Below are 12,934 nucleotides of genomic sequence, written 5' to 3'. Positions count from 1 at the left end.
AGCCCGCTCCTACAAGGTTTTGTGTGCACCGCAGAGCCACTGTAGGAGCGGGCTTGCCCGCGAAGGCGTCAGTCCAGACAACCATTACCCTGAGCGTAACGATCCACCGCTCTGCTTGATTGATACCCCCACCCAACACTCCTAAGGTAGCTCCACGACAGCGAACCCGTGGAGTGGTCATGACAACAACAATATCCCCCGACTCGCGATGGACGCGGCGGCGCAGCGAAAAGCAGCGGCGCCTCGAGCTGGTGCGAGGCCTGGCCGACGGTGTGGTGTTACCCACCGACAACATCGTCGCGGCGCTTGAGGCGCTGATCCTGCCCGGCGACCGTGTGGTACTGGAGGGCAACAACCAGAAACAGGCGGATTTCCTTTCCCGTTCCCTGGCCAAGGCTGACCCCGCGAAGCTGCATGACCTGCACATGATCATGCCCAGCGTCGGACGCTCCGAGCACCTGGACCTGTTCGAACGCGGTATTGCCCGTAAGCTCGACTTCTCTTTTGCCGGCACCCAAAGCCTGCGCATCAGCCAGTTGCTCGAGGACGGCCTGCTGGAAATCGGCGCGATCCACACCTACATCGAACTCTACGCACGGCTGGTGGTGGACCTGATTCCCAACGTCGTGTTGTCGGCCGGGTTCATGGCCGACCGCGCGGGCAACATCTACACCGGGCCGAGCACCGAAGACACCCCGGCGCTGATCGAGCCAGCGGCCTTCAGCGACGGCATCGTCATCGTCCAGGTCAACCAGTTGGTGGACGACGTCAGCGACCTGCCGCGGGTCGACATCCCGGCGTCCTGGGTCGACTTCGTGGTGGTGGCCGACAAGCCTTTCTACATCGAACCGCTGTTCACCCGCGACCCACGGCACATCAAGCCCGTGCACGTGCTGATGGCGATGATGGCGATCCGCGGTATCTACGAAAAACACAACGTGCAGTCCCTCAACCACGGTATCGGTTTCAATACTGCGGCCATCGAACTGATCCTGCCGACCTATGGCGAGTCCCTCGGCCTCAAAGGCAAGATCTGCCGCAACTGGACCCTCAACCCGCACCCGACCCTGATTCCCGCCATCGAAAGCGGCTGGGTCGAAAGCGTGCATTGCTTCGGCACCGAACTGGGGATGGAGAACTACATTGCTGCGCGGCCGGATGTGTTCTTTACCGGGCGCGACGGTTCCCTGCGTTCCAATCGGATGTTCAGCCAACTGGCCGGGCAATACGCCGTGGACCTGTTCATCGGCGCGACTTTGCAGGTCGATGGCGACGGTCATTCCTCCACCGTGACGCGCGGGCGCCTCGCCGGTTTCGGCGGGGCTCCGAACATGGGCCACGACCCGCGCGGTCGTCGTCACGGCACGCCAGCCTGGCTCGACATGCGCAACACCGATGTGGCCGAACCCATGCTCGAACGCGGCAAGAAACTCGTGGTGCAGATGGTCGAAACCTTCCAGGAGGGCGGCAAACCGACTTTTGTTGAAACCCTCGATGCGGTCGATGTGGCGAAGAAAAGCGGCATGCCGCTGGCACCGATCATGGTCTATGGCGACGACGTCACCCACCTGCTGACTGAAGAAGGCATCGCCTACCTGTACAAGGCGCGCTCGCTGGAAGAACGCCAGGCGATGATCGCCGCCGTCGCCGGGGTGACCGCCATCGGCCTGCGCCACAACCCCAAAGACACCGCGCGCATGCGCCGCGAAGGCCTGATCGCCTTGCCCGAAGACCTCGGCATCCGCCGCACCGACGCCACTCGCGAATTGCTCGCGGCGAAAAGCGTGGCCGATCTGGTGGAATGGTCCGGTGGCCTCTATAACCCGCCCGCCAAGTTCAGGAGCTGGTAATGCACGCACTTAACCTGCAAACCAAAACCCTGAGCCTGGCCGAGCGGCTGGCGGACCTGGCGGTGGACGCGCTGATCGACGAGGCTGATCTGTCGCCGAAACCGGCACTGGTCGACCGTCGCGGCAATGGCGCCCACACCGATTTGCACCTGGGGTTGATGCACGCGTCGGCGTTGTCCTTGTGGCCGGCCTTTAAAGAAATGGCGGAAGCCGCCATCGAGTTCGGCGAGGTCGGATTGCCCCTGCGCGAAGCCGTGGGCCGCATCGGTCGCGAAGGCGAGCAAGTGATGCTCGACACCACCGGCGGCGTGAATACCCATCGCGGGGCGATCTGGGCCTTGGGCCTGTTGGTCACGGCCGTGGCGCTGGAACCTCAATCCTGCAGCGCCAATAGTGTGGCGATACGTGCTGCGCGGTTGGCCTTGCTCGACGACCGTTTTGCACCACGTCCGCTCAGTCACGGTGCGCAAGTCGCCCAACGCTACGGCGCTCGCGGCGCCCGTGAAGAAGCGCAACTGGGTTTTCCGGCGGTGATCCAACGTGCTCTGCCACAACTGCTGCGCAGCCGCGCCACCGGCCATGGCGAACAGAACGCCCGGCTCGATGCGCTGCTGGCGATCATGACGAATCTGGCCGACACCTGCGTGCTTTACCGCGCGGGCGAAGAGGGGCTGAACACCATGCAGCGGGGCGCCCGGGCGGTGCTCGACGCGGGTGGCAGTGCCAGCCTCGCCGGACGTCGCCGCCTGCATGAGCTGGACCAACAACTCATCGCGTTGAATGCCTCGCCCGGCGGTGCTGCCGACTTGCTTGCAGCCAGCCTGTTCATCGACCGTATCGAGTCGGACGACGGCCTCATCCTCTGCCATTCAAGAAGGGAAGCGTTTTGATGGAAACTTTATCCTTTGAATTCCCCGCCGGGCAGCCACCACGCGGCCGGACACTGGTGGGTTGTGTCGGCTCGGGCGATCTGGAAGTACTGATCGAACCGGGTCAGGCCGGCAAGCTGACGATCAACGTGCAGACCTCGGTCAATGGCAGCGAACAACGCTGGCAGCATCTGTTCGCACGGATGTTCGACGGCCAGACGCCACCGGCGATGGCCATCGACATCCACGATTTCGGTGCGACACCCGGCGTGGTGCGCCTTCGTCTGGAACAGGGCTTCGAGGAGATCGGCCATGACTGACAGCGCATCCCTGCTCAACAAGCACAGCTTCGTCGAACTCGGTGCCCGGCAACGGGCCAAGGCCCTGCTCGACGCCGGCACTTTCCGCGAACTGCTCGACCCCTTTCAACGGATCATGTCGCCGTGGCTGTCGCGCCAGGGCGTGGTGCCACAAGCCGACGACGGTGTGGTGATCGCCAAGGGCAATCTCGATGGTTTGCCGGTGGTGATCGCGGCCATCGAAGGTGCGTTCCAGGGCGGCAGCCTGGGTGAAGTCGGCGGAGCAAAAATTGCCGGTGCACTGGAGCTGGCCGCCGAAGACAACCGCAACGGCATCCCGACCCGCGCCGTGCTGCTACTGGAAACCGGCGGCGTGCGCTTGCAGGAAGCCAACCTCGGCCTGGCGGCAATTGCCGACATCCACGCGGCGATTGTCGATTTGCAGCAGTACCAACCAGTGGTCGGTGTGGTGGCGGGCAGCGTCGGTTGCTTTGGCGGCATGTCGATTGCCGCCGGGTTGTGCAGTTATCTGTTGGTGACCCAGGAAGCGCGACTCGGCCTGAACGGCCCGCAGGTGATCGAGCAGGAAGCCGGACTCGAAGAATACGATTCCCGCGACCGCCCCTTTATCTGGAGCCTGACCGGTGGTGAGCAGCGTTTCGCCAGTGGTCTGGTGGATCGTTACGTCGATGACGATGTGGCGCAGATTCGCCAACAGGTGGCTGAGTTGCTCCAGCAGGGTTTGCCTGCACAGCCGCGCAGCCAGCAGGCCGAGTTGTTCCTGCAACGCCTGGCGCGTCTGGATGCCGAACCGCAAATCGAGCCTTCTGTGGTTCGCGATCTGTACCAAGGAGAACACCCATGAGTTCGAATTCCCTGCGAGGCTTGAACTGGTTCAACGCCTTGAGTGCCGGGGCGAAAGCGGTCGAAGGTTTGCCGGCTTCGCTGAAGGTCGCGGACGGTTCGCTGGGCGATCAGCCTGTGCGCTTCATCGCGGTGGTGGCCGACCCGGAAAACCGCTTCGTCCGTGCGCGCAACGGCGAGGTGGGGTTGCTCGAAGGCTGGGGCCTGGCGAAGGCGGTGGATGAGGTGATTGCTGCCGATGCTGACAAAACGCAGAAGCGCGCAGTGATCGCCATCGTCGACGTGCCGAGCCAGGCTTACGGTCGACGCGAGGAAGCCCTTGGCATTCATCAGGCGCTGGCCGCTGCGGCGGATAGTTATGCCCGTGCCCGTCTCGCTGGTCATGCGGTGATCGGTTTGCTGGTGGGCAAGGCAATGTCCGGGGCTTTTCTGGCCCACGGCTATCAGGCCAACCGCTTGATCGCCCTGCGCGATCCGGGGGTGATGGTGCACGCCATGGGCAAGGCGTCGGCGGCACGTGTGACCTTGCGCAGCGTCGAAGAGCTCGAAGCCCTGGCTGCCAGCGTGCCGCCGATGGCCTATGACATCGACAGCTATGCCAGCCTCGGGCTGCTGTGGGAAACCTTGTCGGTGGAGCAGATCGAGCAGCCGACTGCGGCGGATTTGGCRCGGGTGACCGAGTGCCTGCATCAGGCGATTGGCGATGTGGTCGCCAGTGGCCGTGATCTGAGCGGTCGCCTGGGGGCGGCCAATCGGGCGGCGTCGAGCAAGGTTCGCCAATTGCTGAGAGCGCAGTGGTGAGCACGCTATTGGCTCACGACCTGCTGTGGGGCATGACCCCGCAGCAGTTGCCGGCGGATGCGCCTGCCTGGGTGATCGAGTCGATCAGTGCCGGYCAGCCGGTGGTGGTCCGTCGTGCCTTGAGCGCGGCGGGGCAGGTGGCGGTGGGCGTGCGCGGGCCGTTGCGCGAACAGCGATTTGCAGCGGTGATGGAAGTCGCTGCCGTCACGCGCCGGGTGCGGCCGGAAGAGCTGTGCCATGTTCAAGGCCGACGCGATTTCCCGGCGCTGCGGGCCTTGGCGCAACTGCGCTCGCACCTCGATGACAGCGGTTGGGTCTGGGGTGTCAGCGGCAGCGCCGGGTTCGAGTTGGCCAGTGGGTTTGCCGCTTTGCACGAGGGCAGCGACCTCGATCTGATCCTGCGTACGCCACGTCCGTTGAGTCGTGTCGACGCCCAGGCGTTGGTGGCCGTTCTCGACGCAGCCGTGTGTCGCGTGGACCTGCAATTGCAGACACCGTCGGGCGCCGTTGCCTTGCGCGAATGGGCCGGTGCTTCGTCGCGGGTCCTGCTAAAAAATGCCATTCAAGCCACTCTGGTTTCCGACCCGTGGAATCCGCAGGAGCAAGCCGCGTGAGCCGCTTGCTGGTGTTCCCCGGCCAGGGTGCACAACAACCCGGGATGCTGGCGCGTTTGCCTCGGGAAACGTTGAACGAGGCGAGCGACCTGCTCGGTGAGGATGTGACGCAGCTGGATTCTGCCGAGGCGTTGCAGTCGACGAGGGCGGTTCAGCTTTGCCTGCTGATCGCCGGTGTCGCCGCTTCACGCCAGCTGGGCTTGACCCCGGACTACGTGGCCGGCTTGTCGATCGGCGCTTACCCGGCCGCGGTGGTGGCCGGTGCCTTGAGTTTCAGCGATGCGCTGCATCTGGTCAGTCTGCGCGGTGAGCTGATGCAGCAGGCTTATCCACAAGGCTACGGCATGACCGCGATCATCGGTCTGGACCTGGCCACGGTGGAAGGATTACTGGCCCGGGTGTACCGCGCAGAAATGCCGGTTTATCTGGCCAATATCAACGCCGATAACCAGGTGGTGATTGCCGGTAGCGACGCGGCGATGAAAGTGGTGGCGGAGTTGGCGAAAGGTTGCGGGGCTGGCTTGGCCAGGCGGCTGGCAGTGAGCGTGCCGTCCCACTGCCCATTGCTTGAGGTGCCCGCGCAACGGTTGGCCGAAGCCTTCGCCAAGGTGCCGCTGCAAACCCCGAAGATCGGCTACCTGAGCGGCAGTCGCGCGCGTCCGCTGATCAAGCCTGAAGCCTTGCGTGACGACCTGGCCTTCAACATGTGCCGCATCGTCGACTGGCGCGGCACAGTACAAAGCGCCTACGAGCGCGGCGTACGTCTACAGATCGAACTGCCGCCCGGTGCGGTGCTGACCGGGCTGGCGCGCCGGGTGTTCGAGCAGGGCACCGTGATTGCCTTCGACGGTGCCCGGCTCGATACCTTGCAGGCGCTGATGCGTGAGGAGGGAAGCCGTCACTCTTAGATCATCCGACTTAAGGCTTCGAACAACAAAAACAACATTCGAAATGCACTTTGAGGACTACAACAATGATTATYTACGGTGTGGCGCTGTTGGCGATCTGTACGCTGGCAGGGGTGATCATGGGTGACATGCTTGGTGTATTGCTGGGTGTGAAGTCAAACGTCGGCGGCGTCGGGATCGCGATGATCCTGCTGATTTGCGCACGGTTGTGGATGCACAAGCGTGGCGGCATGACCAAGGATTGCGAGCTGGGCGTCGGCTTCTGGGGCGCGATGTACATCCCGGTGGTGGTGGCGATGGCGGCGCAACAGAATGTGGTCACGGCGCTGCATGGTGGTCCRGTGGCGGTGTTGGCGGCGATCGGTTCGGTGGTGATCTGCGGCTGCACCATTGCCCTGATCAGCCGGACCCACAAAGGCGAACCCTTGCCCGATGAACCGGCGGATGTAACGCCGGTCGGCGCACCGGCGGGAGGTCGCTGATATGTGGGATCTCATCAAGAACGGTCTGGAACACAACGGTCTGGTCACCGCATTCGCCTTTGTCGGCGTGATCATGTGGGTGTCAGTGGTGATCTCCAAACGCCTGACCTTCGGGCGCATCCACGGTTCGGCGATTGCCATCGTCATCGGCCTGGTACTGGCCTGGGTCGGTGGCACGATGACCGGGGGGCAAAAAGGCCTGGCGGATTTGACGCTGTTTTCCGGCATCGGGCTGATGGGCGGCGCCATGCTGCGGGACTTCGCCATCGTTGCCACGGCATTTGAGGTGCAGGCCACGGAAGCGAAAAAGGCCGGCTTGATCGGCGTGATCGCGCTGCTATTGGGCACGGTGCTGCCGTTTATTGTCGGCGCGTGCATGGCCTGGGCATTCGGTTACCGCGACGCGGTGAGCATGACCACCATTGGCGCCGGTGCGGTGACTTACATCGTCGGGCCGGTGACCGGTGCGGCCATTGGTGCCAGTTCCGATGTGGTGGCGCTGTCGATTGCCACCGGCCTGATCAAGGCGATTCTGGTGATGGTGGGTACGCCGATGGCGGCGCGCTGGATGGGCCTGGACAATCCGCGCTCGGCGATGGTGTTCGGTGGGCTGGCCGGGACTGTCAGTGGCGTGACCGCCGGTTTGGCGGCGACGGATCGGCGCCTGGTGCCTTATGGCGCGTTGACCGCGACCTTCCACACCGGGCTTGGCTGCTTGCTCGGGCCTTCGCTGTTGTTCTTCATTGTTCGCGGGATTGTCGGGTAAGTCGCAGGATCTTCGCTGACTGTACCGACGTCATCGCGAGCAAGCTCGCTCCCACATTGGAATGCGGTCTCCTGTGGGAGCGAGCTTGCTCGCGATGGCCGCGACACGGTTTCAAGCCTGCCGATTGGCATACATCCGACACTCCGCCAACAACGCCAGCAGATTCGGATCGCGCTCCTTGGCCTTCAGGAACACCACGCCAATGTGCTGCTGCAACCGGTACTTTTCCTGCAGCGGGATCAGCTTCACCCGGTTCTCGTACACCGCCGCAATCCGCCCCGGCAGCAACGCATAACCCACGCCCGAGCTGACCATGCTCAGCAGAGTGAAGATGTCGTTGACCTGCATCGCCACCTTCGGCTCGAACCCTGCCTGCTCGAATACCCGCTTGCCGTCCTGGTGGGTGGCGAAGCCCTGGGTCAGGGTGATGAAGGTTTCGTCGCGGACCTCGGCCAGGTCGACTTCAGTTCGCTGGGCAAACTTCGAGTCAGCGGGCGTGGCGAGGAAGATGTCGTCGGAAAACAGCGGGATCTGCTCGCAATCCGGATCGTTGACACTCTCGTCCAGCGACACCAGGGCCGCATCGACTTCCATGTTCTTGAGCTTGTAGAGCAGGTCGATATTGGAGCCCAGAATCAGGTCGATGTTGAGCTCGCTACGGCGGATCTTCAAACCCATGATCAGCTGCGGCACGGTCTTCACCGTCAGTGAATACAGCGAGCCGAGTTTGAAACGTTCGGCCGAGAACCCGGCGGCTTCGCGGGTCAAGCGCACACTTTCGACGACGTCCTGAATCAGCTTCTGTGCCCGCTCTTCCAGCACATAAGCGCTTTCCAGCGGCGTCAGGCTGCGGCCTTCGTGCTTGAACAAGGGGCAGCGCAGGGCGCTTTCCAGGGAATGGATCGCCCGATGCACGCTGACATTGCTGGTCTGCAATTCGGCCGCGGCCCGCGCCAGGTTGCCGGTGCGCATGAAGGCCAGGAACACCTCGAGTTTTTTCAGGGTCAACTCTTCATCGATCAGCATGGGGCGGACTCTTTTTGGAATGACTCGATTGTGCCCAATTGGCTAACGTTTGGCTCGATGGCTTTCGTAGGAGCTGCCGAAGGCTGCGATCTTTTGATCTTGATTTTCGCTGCCCTTGAAGGTGCTGAAGATCAAAAGATCGCAGCCTTCGGCAGCTCCTACACGGGATTGCGCTATACGGAAACATTGCGCTTTTAACCTTGAGGCCTGAGCCTTGCGCAAGGCGGTAACGAATTTTGAGGTGAGCAACGCATGTATCACGGGGAAAGACTCAACGCTTGGACGCATCTGGTCGGGGCAGTGGCGGCGTTTGTCGGCGGGGTGTGGCTGATTGTGCTGGCCAGTCTCGACGGTAGCCCGTGGAAGATTGTCAGTATGGCGATCTACGCCTTTACCTTGCTGGTGCTTTACAGCGCATCGACCGTTTACCACAGCGTGCGCGGGCGCAAGAAAGCGATCATGCAGAAGGTCGATCACTTCTCGATCTACCTGTTGATCGCCGGCAGCTATACGCCGTTCTGCCTGGTGACCCTGCGCGGGCCGTGGGGCTGGACGTTGTTCGGGATTGTCTGGGGGCTGGCGCTGATCGGCATCCTGCAAGAGATCAAACCGCGTTCGGAAGCACGCATTCTGTCGATCGTGATTTACGCGGTGATGGGCTGGATCGTGTTGGTGGCGGTCAAGCCGTTACTTGCGGCGCTGGGCGCCGCCGGATTTGCGTGGCTGGCATCAGGCGGGGTGTTGTACACCGTCGGGATTATCTTTTTTGCCCTGGACGACCGGCTGCGGCATGCCCACGGGATCTGGCATCTGTTCGTGATCGCCGGGAGCTTGCTGCACTTTGTGGCGATCTTGTTTTATGTGCTTTAAGGCTGTACCGGAACCAGGCGATCCAGCTGCTCCCGGGCTCGACGGCTGAACACCTGCAACAGGTCGTTCAAGGTGTGGGGCGGTGGTTCGGCGGCGCGGGTCACTGCGTACAGGGTGATGGGTAGCGGCGGTGCCAGAGGGCGGATCGTTGTGCTGGCGCAAGAGGCGCCAAGGGCGGTGAACGGATCGATCACCGCCAGGCCCGCGCCGGATTCCACCATCGCCCGTGCCAGTGAGTAGGTTTGCACGGCGATGCGTACCCGCGGCGGCGGTTCGACCGCTTCCAGGTAACTGTCGAGCCGCGCGGCCAGCGGATCAGCGCTGGATAAACCGATCAGCGGCGCATCCGCCAGCGCCATCAGCGGCAACGGTTTACCCGCCTCTTCCTGAGGCCAGTAACCACTCGGCGCCAGCGCCACCAGCACGCCGGACGCCAGCGCCTGGGCCTTGAGCCCCGGGTGATCCGGGCGTTGCAGGGTCAGGGCGACATCCACTTCGCGCATCAACAGGTTCTGCACCAGTTCGCGACTGTGGGCGCTGGAGAGTTCGCAAACGATGTCCGGGTAACGCCCGGTCCATTCGTGAATGGCCGGCGGCAGCAATGACAGGGCCAGCGCCGGGGTGGCACCGATGCGCAGGCTGTGGCCAGGCTCGCGGCGCAGGCTCTGCGCCAGGCGTCGCACGCCTTGCAGGCTTTCGCTGACCTTATCCACTTCGCGCTCCAGCTCCAGCGCTTCCGGCGTCGCCTGCAACTTGCCGCGTACCCGCAGGAACAACGGGAAGCCCAATTGCTGCTCGGCGTGCTGCAACACCTTGCTCACTGCCGGTTGCGAGACGTGCAGCAATTGCGCGGCAGCGCTGATCGATCCGGTCTGGCGGATGGCCTGGAAAATCTCGATATGGCGGAGGCGCATGGCAAGTCCATAACCTTTGTTTATGGGATTGCCATCTTTATGCATTGTTCAACGTCTGTCACCTGGCTCTAACCTTGGCCTCGTCTTCACAACGGTTTTAAGGACGGACATGGCTCAGCGTGTGTGCATCATCGGTGGCGGCGTGATTGGCCTTGCAACGGCCTATGCGCTGGTGCGCGACGGCTTCGAGGTGACGGTGATCGAGGCACGGGACTCGCTGGGCAGCGAAACCAGCTTCGCCAACGGCGGCCAGTTGTCCTATCGCTATGTCGCGCCCCTGGCCGACGCCGGTGTGCCTTTGCAAGCCATCGGCTGGATGCTGCGCGGCGATTCACCGTTGAAGCTGCGCCCGCGCTTCGACCCGGCCCAGTGGCGCTGGATGGCGGCGTTCCTCGGCGCCTGCCGCCGCTCGGTCAACCGCGAGAACGCCGCGCACTTGCTGCGCCTGGCGCTGTTCAGCCAGGACACCTTGAGGTCCTGGCGCGAGGACGATGGACTGGCGGGATTCCAGTGGCGGCGCAATGGCAAACTGGTGACTTTCCGTCAGAACAGCAGCTTCGAGCATGCGCGCCAGTGTCTGGCCGACCCGCAGCAACAGCAGGTGTTGTCGCCGGCCGAATGCGCGCAGCTGGAACCGGCGCTGACCGATGCGCCCTTTGTCGGGGCAATCTACACCCCGGACGAAGAGGTCGGCGATTGCCACGGTTTCTGCCAGCAACTGGCCGCACGACTGAAGGCGTCCGGCCGTTGCGAATTTCTCCTCGGGCAAGCGGTGACCGGCATTCGCCACAGCAACGGCAGCGTCAACGCCATCGAACTGGGCGAACACGTGCTGCCGGTCGAGCAACTGGTGATCGCCGCCGGTCACCGCAGCCCACTATTGGCGCTGCCCGGGCTGCAACTGCCGCTTTATCCGCTCAAGGGCTACAGCCTGACCGTGCCGATCGGCGCCGGTCACCGGGCGCCGGACGTGAGCATCACCGACTACGACCGCAAGATTGTCTACGCCCGCATCGGCGAGCAATTGCGAGTGGCGGCGATGGTCGACATCGTCGGCTTCGATCCTGCGCTGGACCCCAAGCGCCTGGCGCTGATCAAGCGTCAGGCCCATGACACCTTTCCAAATGCCGGCGCCTATGACGAAGCCGTCGAGTGGGCCGGCATGCGCCCGGCCACCCCCAGCGGCGTGCCGTTGCTGGGCGCGACGGCGTATCGCAATCTGTGGCTCAACCTCGGCCACGGCGCGCTGGGCTTCACCCTGGCATGCGGCAGCGGGCGCTTGCTCAGCGAGCTGATCGGCGAGCGCGAGCCTTCCATCGACCTGCGCGGCTTCAACCACCGGGCCGCCTGAATAGCGATTTCTGAAAAGGACACTGCGATGACCATTACCCGACTGCACAGCAACCCGCGCCTGTCTGGCGCCGTGACCTTTGGCGACCTGGTGTTTCTCTCCGGGCAGGTGCCGGGCGATGCCCTGGATGCCAGCGGCCAGACCCGCGAAGTGCTGGCGAAAATTGATACCTTGCTGGCCGAACTGGGCAGCGACAAGGATCATCTGCTCAGCGCGACCATTTACCTGAAGAACATCACCGAGGATTTCGCCGCGATGAACGAGGTCTGGTCGGCCTGGCTGTCGCCGGGGCAGGCGCCGAGCCGCACCACCGTGCAGGCCGAACTGGCCCGTCCGCAGGTGCTGGTGGAAATCACCGTCATCGCTGCACGCGTCTGATAAACCAACACCCACAACGGAGAATAACAATGCAAAAAATCACGTTGCTCGCTTGTACGCTTGGCCTGTTGCTCGGCAGTCAGGTTCAGGCCAATGAAGCGCCGCTGACCGGCACCCTGAGCAAGATCGCCAGCGCCAACAGCATCACCCTGGGCTATCGCGATGCTTCGGTGCCGTTCTCCTACGTGGGTGATCATAGCGGCAAGCCGATGGGTTACTCGGTGGATCTGGCGGGCAAGATCGTCGAGCGCATCCAGCAGCAACTGGCACTGCCAGACTTGAAGGTGAACTACAACCTGGTGACCTCGCAGACCCGCATTCCACTGGTGCAGAACGGCACCGTGGACCTGGAGTGCGGCTCCACCGGCGTGACCGCCGAACGGCAGAAACAGGTGGCTTTCTCCTATGGCTTCATCTACGTCAAAGGCCAGTTGCTGACGGCGAAGGACAGCGGGATCAAGAGCTTCGCTGACCTGCGCGGCAAGAACGTGGTGACCACCGCCGGCACCACCAACGAGCGCTTCCTGAAAAGCTACAACGTCGATCACAAGATCGACATGTTCGTGATCAGCGCCAAGGACCACGGCGAAGCCTTCCAGATGCTGCAATCAGGCCGGGCGGTGGCGTTCTACATGGACGACGCGCTGCTCTACGGCGAGCGCGCCAAGGCTCAAGACCCGCACAAGTGGGCGGTAGTCGGGGAGGAGCAATCGCGTGAGATCTACAGTTGCATGGTGCGCAAGGACGACCCGCAGTTCCTGGCGCTGGTCAACGGTGCGTTGGCGGATCTGTACAGCTCGGGCGAGATCAACGGCATCTACAAACGCTGGTTCGAGCAACCGATCCCGCCGAAGGGCTTGAACCTCGAGTTCCCGATGACCAGCGAACTCAAGGCGATCATTGCCAAACCGGTGAGTGATCCGGTGCAGTAAAATACAAAAG

Annotated in this window: 16 protein-coding genes; 14 read left to right on the top strand and 2 right to left on the bottom strand. The window is 63.1% G+C overall.

The window, feature by feature from the left end; all coding sequences use genetic code 11:
* Nucleotides 1-179: 179 nt before the first annotated feature.
* From mdcA to madM, 9 genes are all read left to right on the top strand, one after another.
* Entirely contained in the window at nucleotides 180-1,850 is a 1,671-nt protein-coding gene (gene mdcA, locus AC1DVH_RS02450) for a malonate decarboxylase subunit alpha (RefSeq protein WP_116579621.1), read from the top strand.
* Entirely contained in the window at nucleotides 1,850-2,740 is an 891-nt protein-coding gene (locus AC1DVH_RS02445) for a triphosphoribosyl-dephospho-CoA synthase (protein WP_477752488.1), read from the top strand. Before mdcA ends, AC1DVH_RS02445 begins: the two co-directional genes overlap by 1 nt.
* Nucleotides 2,740-3,039: a malonate decarboxylase subunit delta gene (locus AC1DVH_RS02440; RefSeq protein ID WP_008001147.1), complete on the top strand. Its 300-nt coding sequence runs from the start codon at nucleotides 2,740-2,742 to the stop codon at nucleotides 3,037-3,039. The genes AC1DVH_RS02445 and AC1DVH_RS02440 overlap by 1 nt, the downstream gene beginning before the upstream one ends.
* Entirely contained in the window at nucleotides 3,032-3,883 is an 852-nt protein-coding gene (locus AC1DVH_RS02435; RefSeq protein WP_477752487.1) for a biotin-independent malonate decarboxylase subunit beta, read from the top strand. The genes AC1DVH_RS02440 and AC1DVH_RS02435 overlap by 8 nt, the downstream gene beginning before the upstream one ends.
* A complete protein-coding gene (gene mdcE / locus AC1DVH_RS02430; protein ID WP_477752486.1) occupies nucleotides 3,880-4,683 on the top strand; it encodes a biotin-independent malonate decarboxylase subunit gamma in 804 nt (267 codons plus the stop codon). The genes AC1DVH_RS02435 and mdcE overlap by 4 nt, the downstream gene beginning before the upstream one ends.
* Nucleotides 4,677-5,297 (top strand): malonate decarboxylase holo-ACP synthase, encoded by a 621-nt coding sequence (locus tag AC1DVH_RS02425; RefSeq protein WP_477752485.1) that lies wholly within the window; start codon nucleotides 4,677-4,679, stop codon nucleotides 5,295-5,297. The genes mdcE and AC1DVH_RS02425 overlap by 7 nt, the downstream gene beginning before the upstream one ends.
* Nucleotides 5,294-6,205: a malonate decarboxylase subunit epsilon gene (gene mdcH / locus AC1DVH_RS02420; RefSeq protein ID WP_477752484.1), complete on the top strand. Its 912-nt coding sequence runs from the start codon at nucleotides 5,294-5,296 to the stop codon at nucleotides 6,203-6,205. The genes AC1DVH_RS02425 and mdcH overlap by 4 nt, the downstream gene beginning before the upstream one ends.
* 65 nt (nucleotides 6,206-6,270) lie before the next feature.
* Complete coding sequence (gene madL / locus AC1DVH_RS02415) at nucleotides 6,271-6,687, top strand: malonate transporter subunit MadL (RefSeq protein ID WP_477752483.1); 417 nt, start codon at nucleotides 6,271-6,273, stop codon at nucleotides 6,685-6,687.
* Nucleotide 6,688: 1 nt separating this feature from the next.
* Nucleotides 6,689-7,453, top strand: a complete 765-nt coding sequence (gene madM, locus AC1DVH_RS02410) for a malonate transporter subunit MadM (protein WP_103396750.1) — start codon at nucleotides 6,689-6,691, stop codon at nucleotides 7,451-7,453.
* A 111-nt stretch (nucleotides 7,454-7,564) separates the two neighbouring features.
* On the opposite strand, the gene AC1DVH_RS02405 is transcribed toward madM, so the two are convergent.
* Nucleotides 7,565-8,479 (bottom strand): LysR family transcriptional regulator, encoded by a 915-nt coding sequence (locus AC1DVH_RS02405; protein ID WP_223460534.1) that lies wholly within the window; start codon nucleotides 8,477-8,479, stop codon nucleotides 7,565-7,567.
* 57 nt (nucleotides 8,480-8,536) lie between these two features.
* Here AC1DVH_RS02405 and AC1DVH_RS02400 point away from each other — a divergent pair, with 57 nt between their 5' ends.
* Together AC1DVH_RS02400 and trhA are read left to right on the top strand one after the other, a co-directional pair.
* Nucleotides 8,537-8,677: a hypothetical protein gene (locus AC1DVH_RS02400; protein WP_477752482.1), complete on the top strand. Its 141-nt coding sequence runs from the start codon at nucleotides 8,537-8,539 to the stop codon at nucleotides 8,675-8,677.
* A gap of 54 nt (nucleotides 8,678-8,731) precedes the next feature.
* The gene (gene trhA, locus AC1DVH_RS02395) at nucleotides 8,732-9,349 is read left to right on the top strand and encodes a PAQR family membrane homeostasis protein TrhA (protein WP_477752481.1); all 618 of its coding nucleotides are present in this window, start codon (nucleotides 8,732-8,734) and stop codon (nucleotides 9,347-9,349) included.
* Here the strand turns inward: trhA and AC1DVH_RS02390 are convergent.
* Nucleotides 9,346-10,263 carry a LysR family transcriptional regulator gene (locus AC1DVH_RS02390; RefSeq protein ID WP_108217029.1) on the bottom strand — a complete coding sequence of 306 codons (918 nt, stop codon included), beginning with the start codon at nucleotides 10,261-10,263 and terminating at the stop codon, nucleotides 9,346-9,348. The two genes, trhA and AC1DVH_RS02390, sit on opposite strands and share 4 nt — an antisense overlap.
* A gap of 109 nt (nucleotides 10,264-10,372) precedes the next feature.
* Between AC1DVH_RS02390 and AC1DVH_RS02385 the strand changes: the two genes are divergently transcribed.
* The 3 genes from AC1DVH_RS02385 to AC1DVH_RS02375 are packed head-to-tail and all read left to right on the top strand — an operon-like array spanning nucleotide 10,373 to nucleotide 12,924.
* Nucleotides 10,373-11,614 (top strand): D-amino acid dehydrogenase, encoded by a 1,242-nt coding sequence (locus AC1DVH_RS02385; protein WP_477752480.1) that lies wholly within the window; start codon nucleotides 10,373-10,375, stop codon nucleotides 11,612-11,614.
* 27 nt (nucleotides 11,615-11,641) lie between these two features.
* Complete coding sequence (locus tag AC1DVH_RS02380) at nucleotides 11,642-11,992, top strand: RidA family protein (RefSeq protein ID WP_477752479.1); 351 nt, start codon at nucleotides 11,642-11,644, stop codon at nucleotides 11,990-11,992.
* Nucleotides 11,993-12,021: 29 nt separating this feature from the next.
* A complete protein-coding gene (locus tag AC1DVH_RS02375; RefSeq protein ID WP_477752478.1) occupies nucleotides 12,022-12,924 on the top strand; it encodes a transporter substrate-binding domain-containing protein in 903 nt (300 codons plus the stop codon).
* Nucleotides 12,925-12,934: the final 10 nt, after the last annotated feature.

The organism is Pseudomonas sp. P4_C3, assembly GCF_056402075.1.
The sequence above is the reverse complement of the archived record's forward strand: the minus strand, read 5'-3'. Positions and strand labels throughout refer to the sequence as shown.

Bases quoted from the DNA above. Each gene is read 5' to 3' on its own strand.
- mdcA (WP_116579621.1), top strand. From the start codon at position 180: ATGACAACAACAATATCCCCCGACTCGCGATGGACGCGGCGGCGCAGC.
- AC1DVH_RS02445 (WP_477752488.1), top strand. From the start codon at position 1,850: ATGCACGCACTTAACCTGCAAACCAAAACCCTGAGCCTGGCCGAGCGG.
- AC1DVH_RS02440 (WP_008001147.1), top strand. From the start codon at position 2,740: ATGGAAACTTTATCCTTTGAATTCCCCGCCGGGCAGCCACCACGCGGC.
- AC1DVH_RS02435 (WP_477752487.1), top strand. From the start codon at position 3,032: ATGACTGACAGCGCATCCCTGCTCAACAAGCACAGCTTCGTCGAACTC.
- madM (WP_103396750.1), top strand. From the start codon at position 6,689: ATGTGGGATCTCATCAAGAACGGTCTGGAACACAACGGTCTGGTCACC.
- AC1DVH_RS02405 (WP_223460534.1), bottom strand. From the start codon at position 8,479: ATGCTGATCGATGAAGAGTTGACCCTGAAAAAACTCGAGGTGTTCCTG.
- AC1DVH_RS02400 (WP_477752482.1), top strand. From the start codon at position 8,537: ATGGCTTTCGTAGGAGCTGCCGAAGGCTGCGATCTTTTGATCTTGATT.
- trhA (WP_477752481.1), top strand. From the start codon at position 8,732: ATGTATCACGGGGAAAGACTCAACGCTTGGACGCATCTGGTCGGGGCA.
- AC1DVH_RS02390 (WP_108217029.1), bottom strand. From the start codon at position 10,263: ATGCGCCTCCGCCATATCGAGATTTTCCAGGCCATCCGCCAGACCGGA.
- AC1DVH_RS02385 (WP_477752480.1), top strand. From the start codon at position 10,373: ATGGCTCAGCGTGTGTGCATCATCGGTGGCGGCGTGATTGGCCTTGCA.
- AC1DVH_RS02380 (WP_477752479.1), top strand. From the start codon at position 11,642: ATGACCATTACCCGACTGCACAGCAACCCGCGCCTGTCTGGCGCCGTG.
- AC1DVH_RS02375 (WP_477752478.1), top strand. From the start codon at position 12,022: ATGCAAAAAATCACGTTGCTCGCTTGTACGCTTGGCCTGTTGCTCGGC.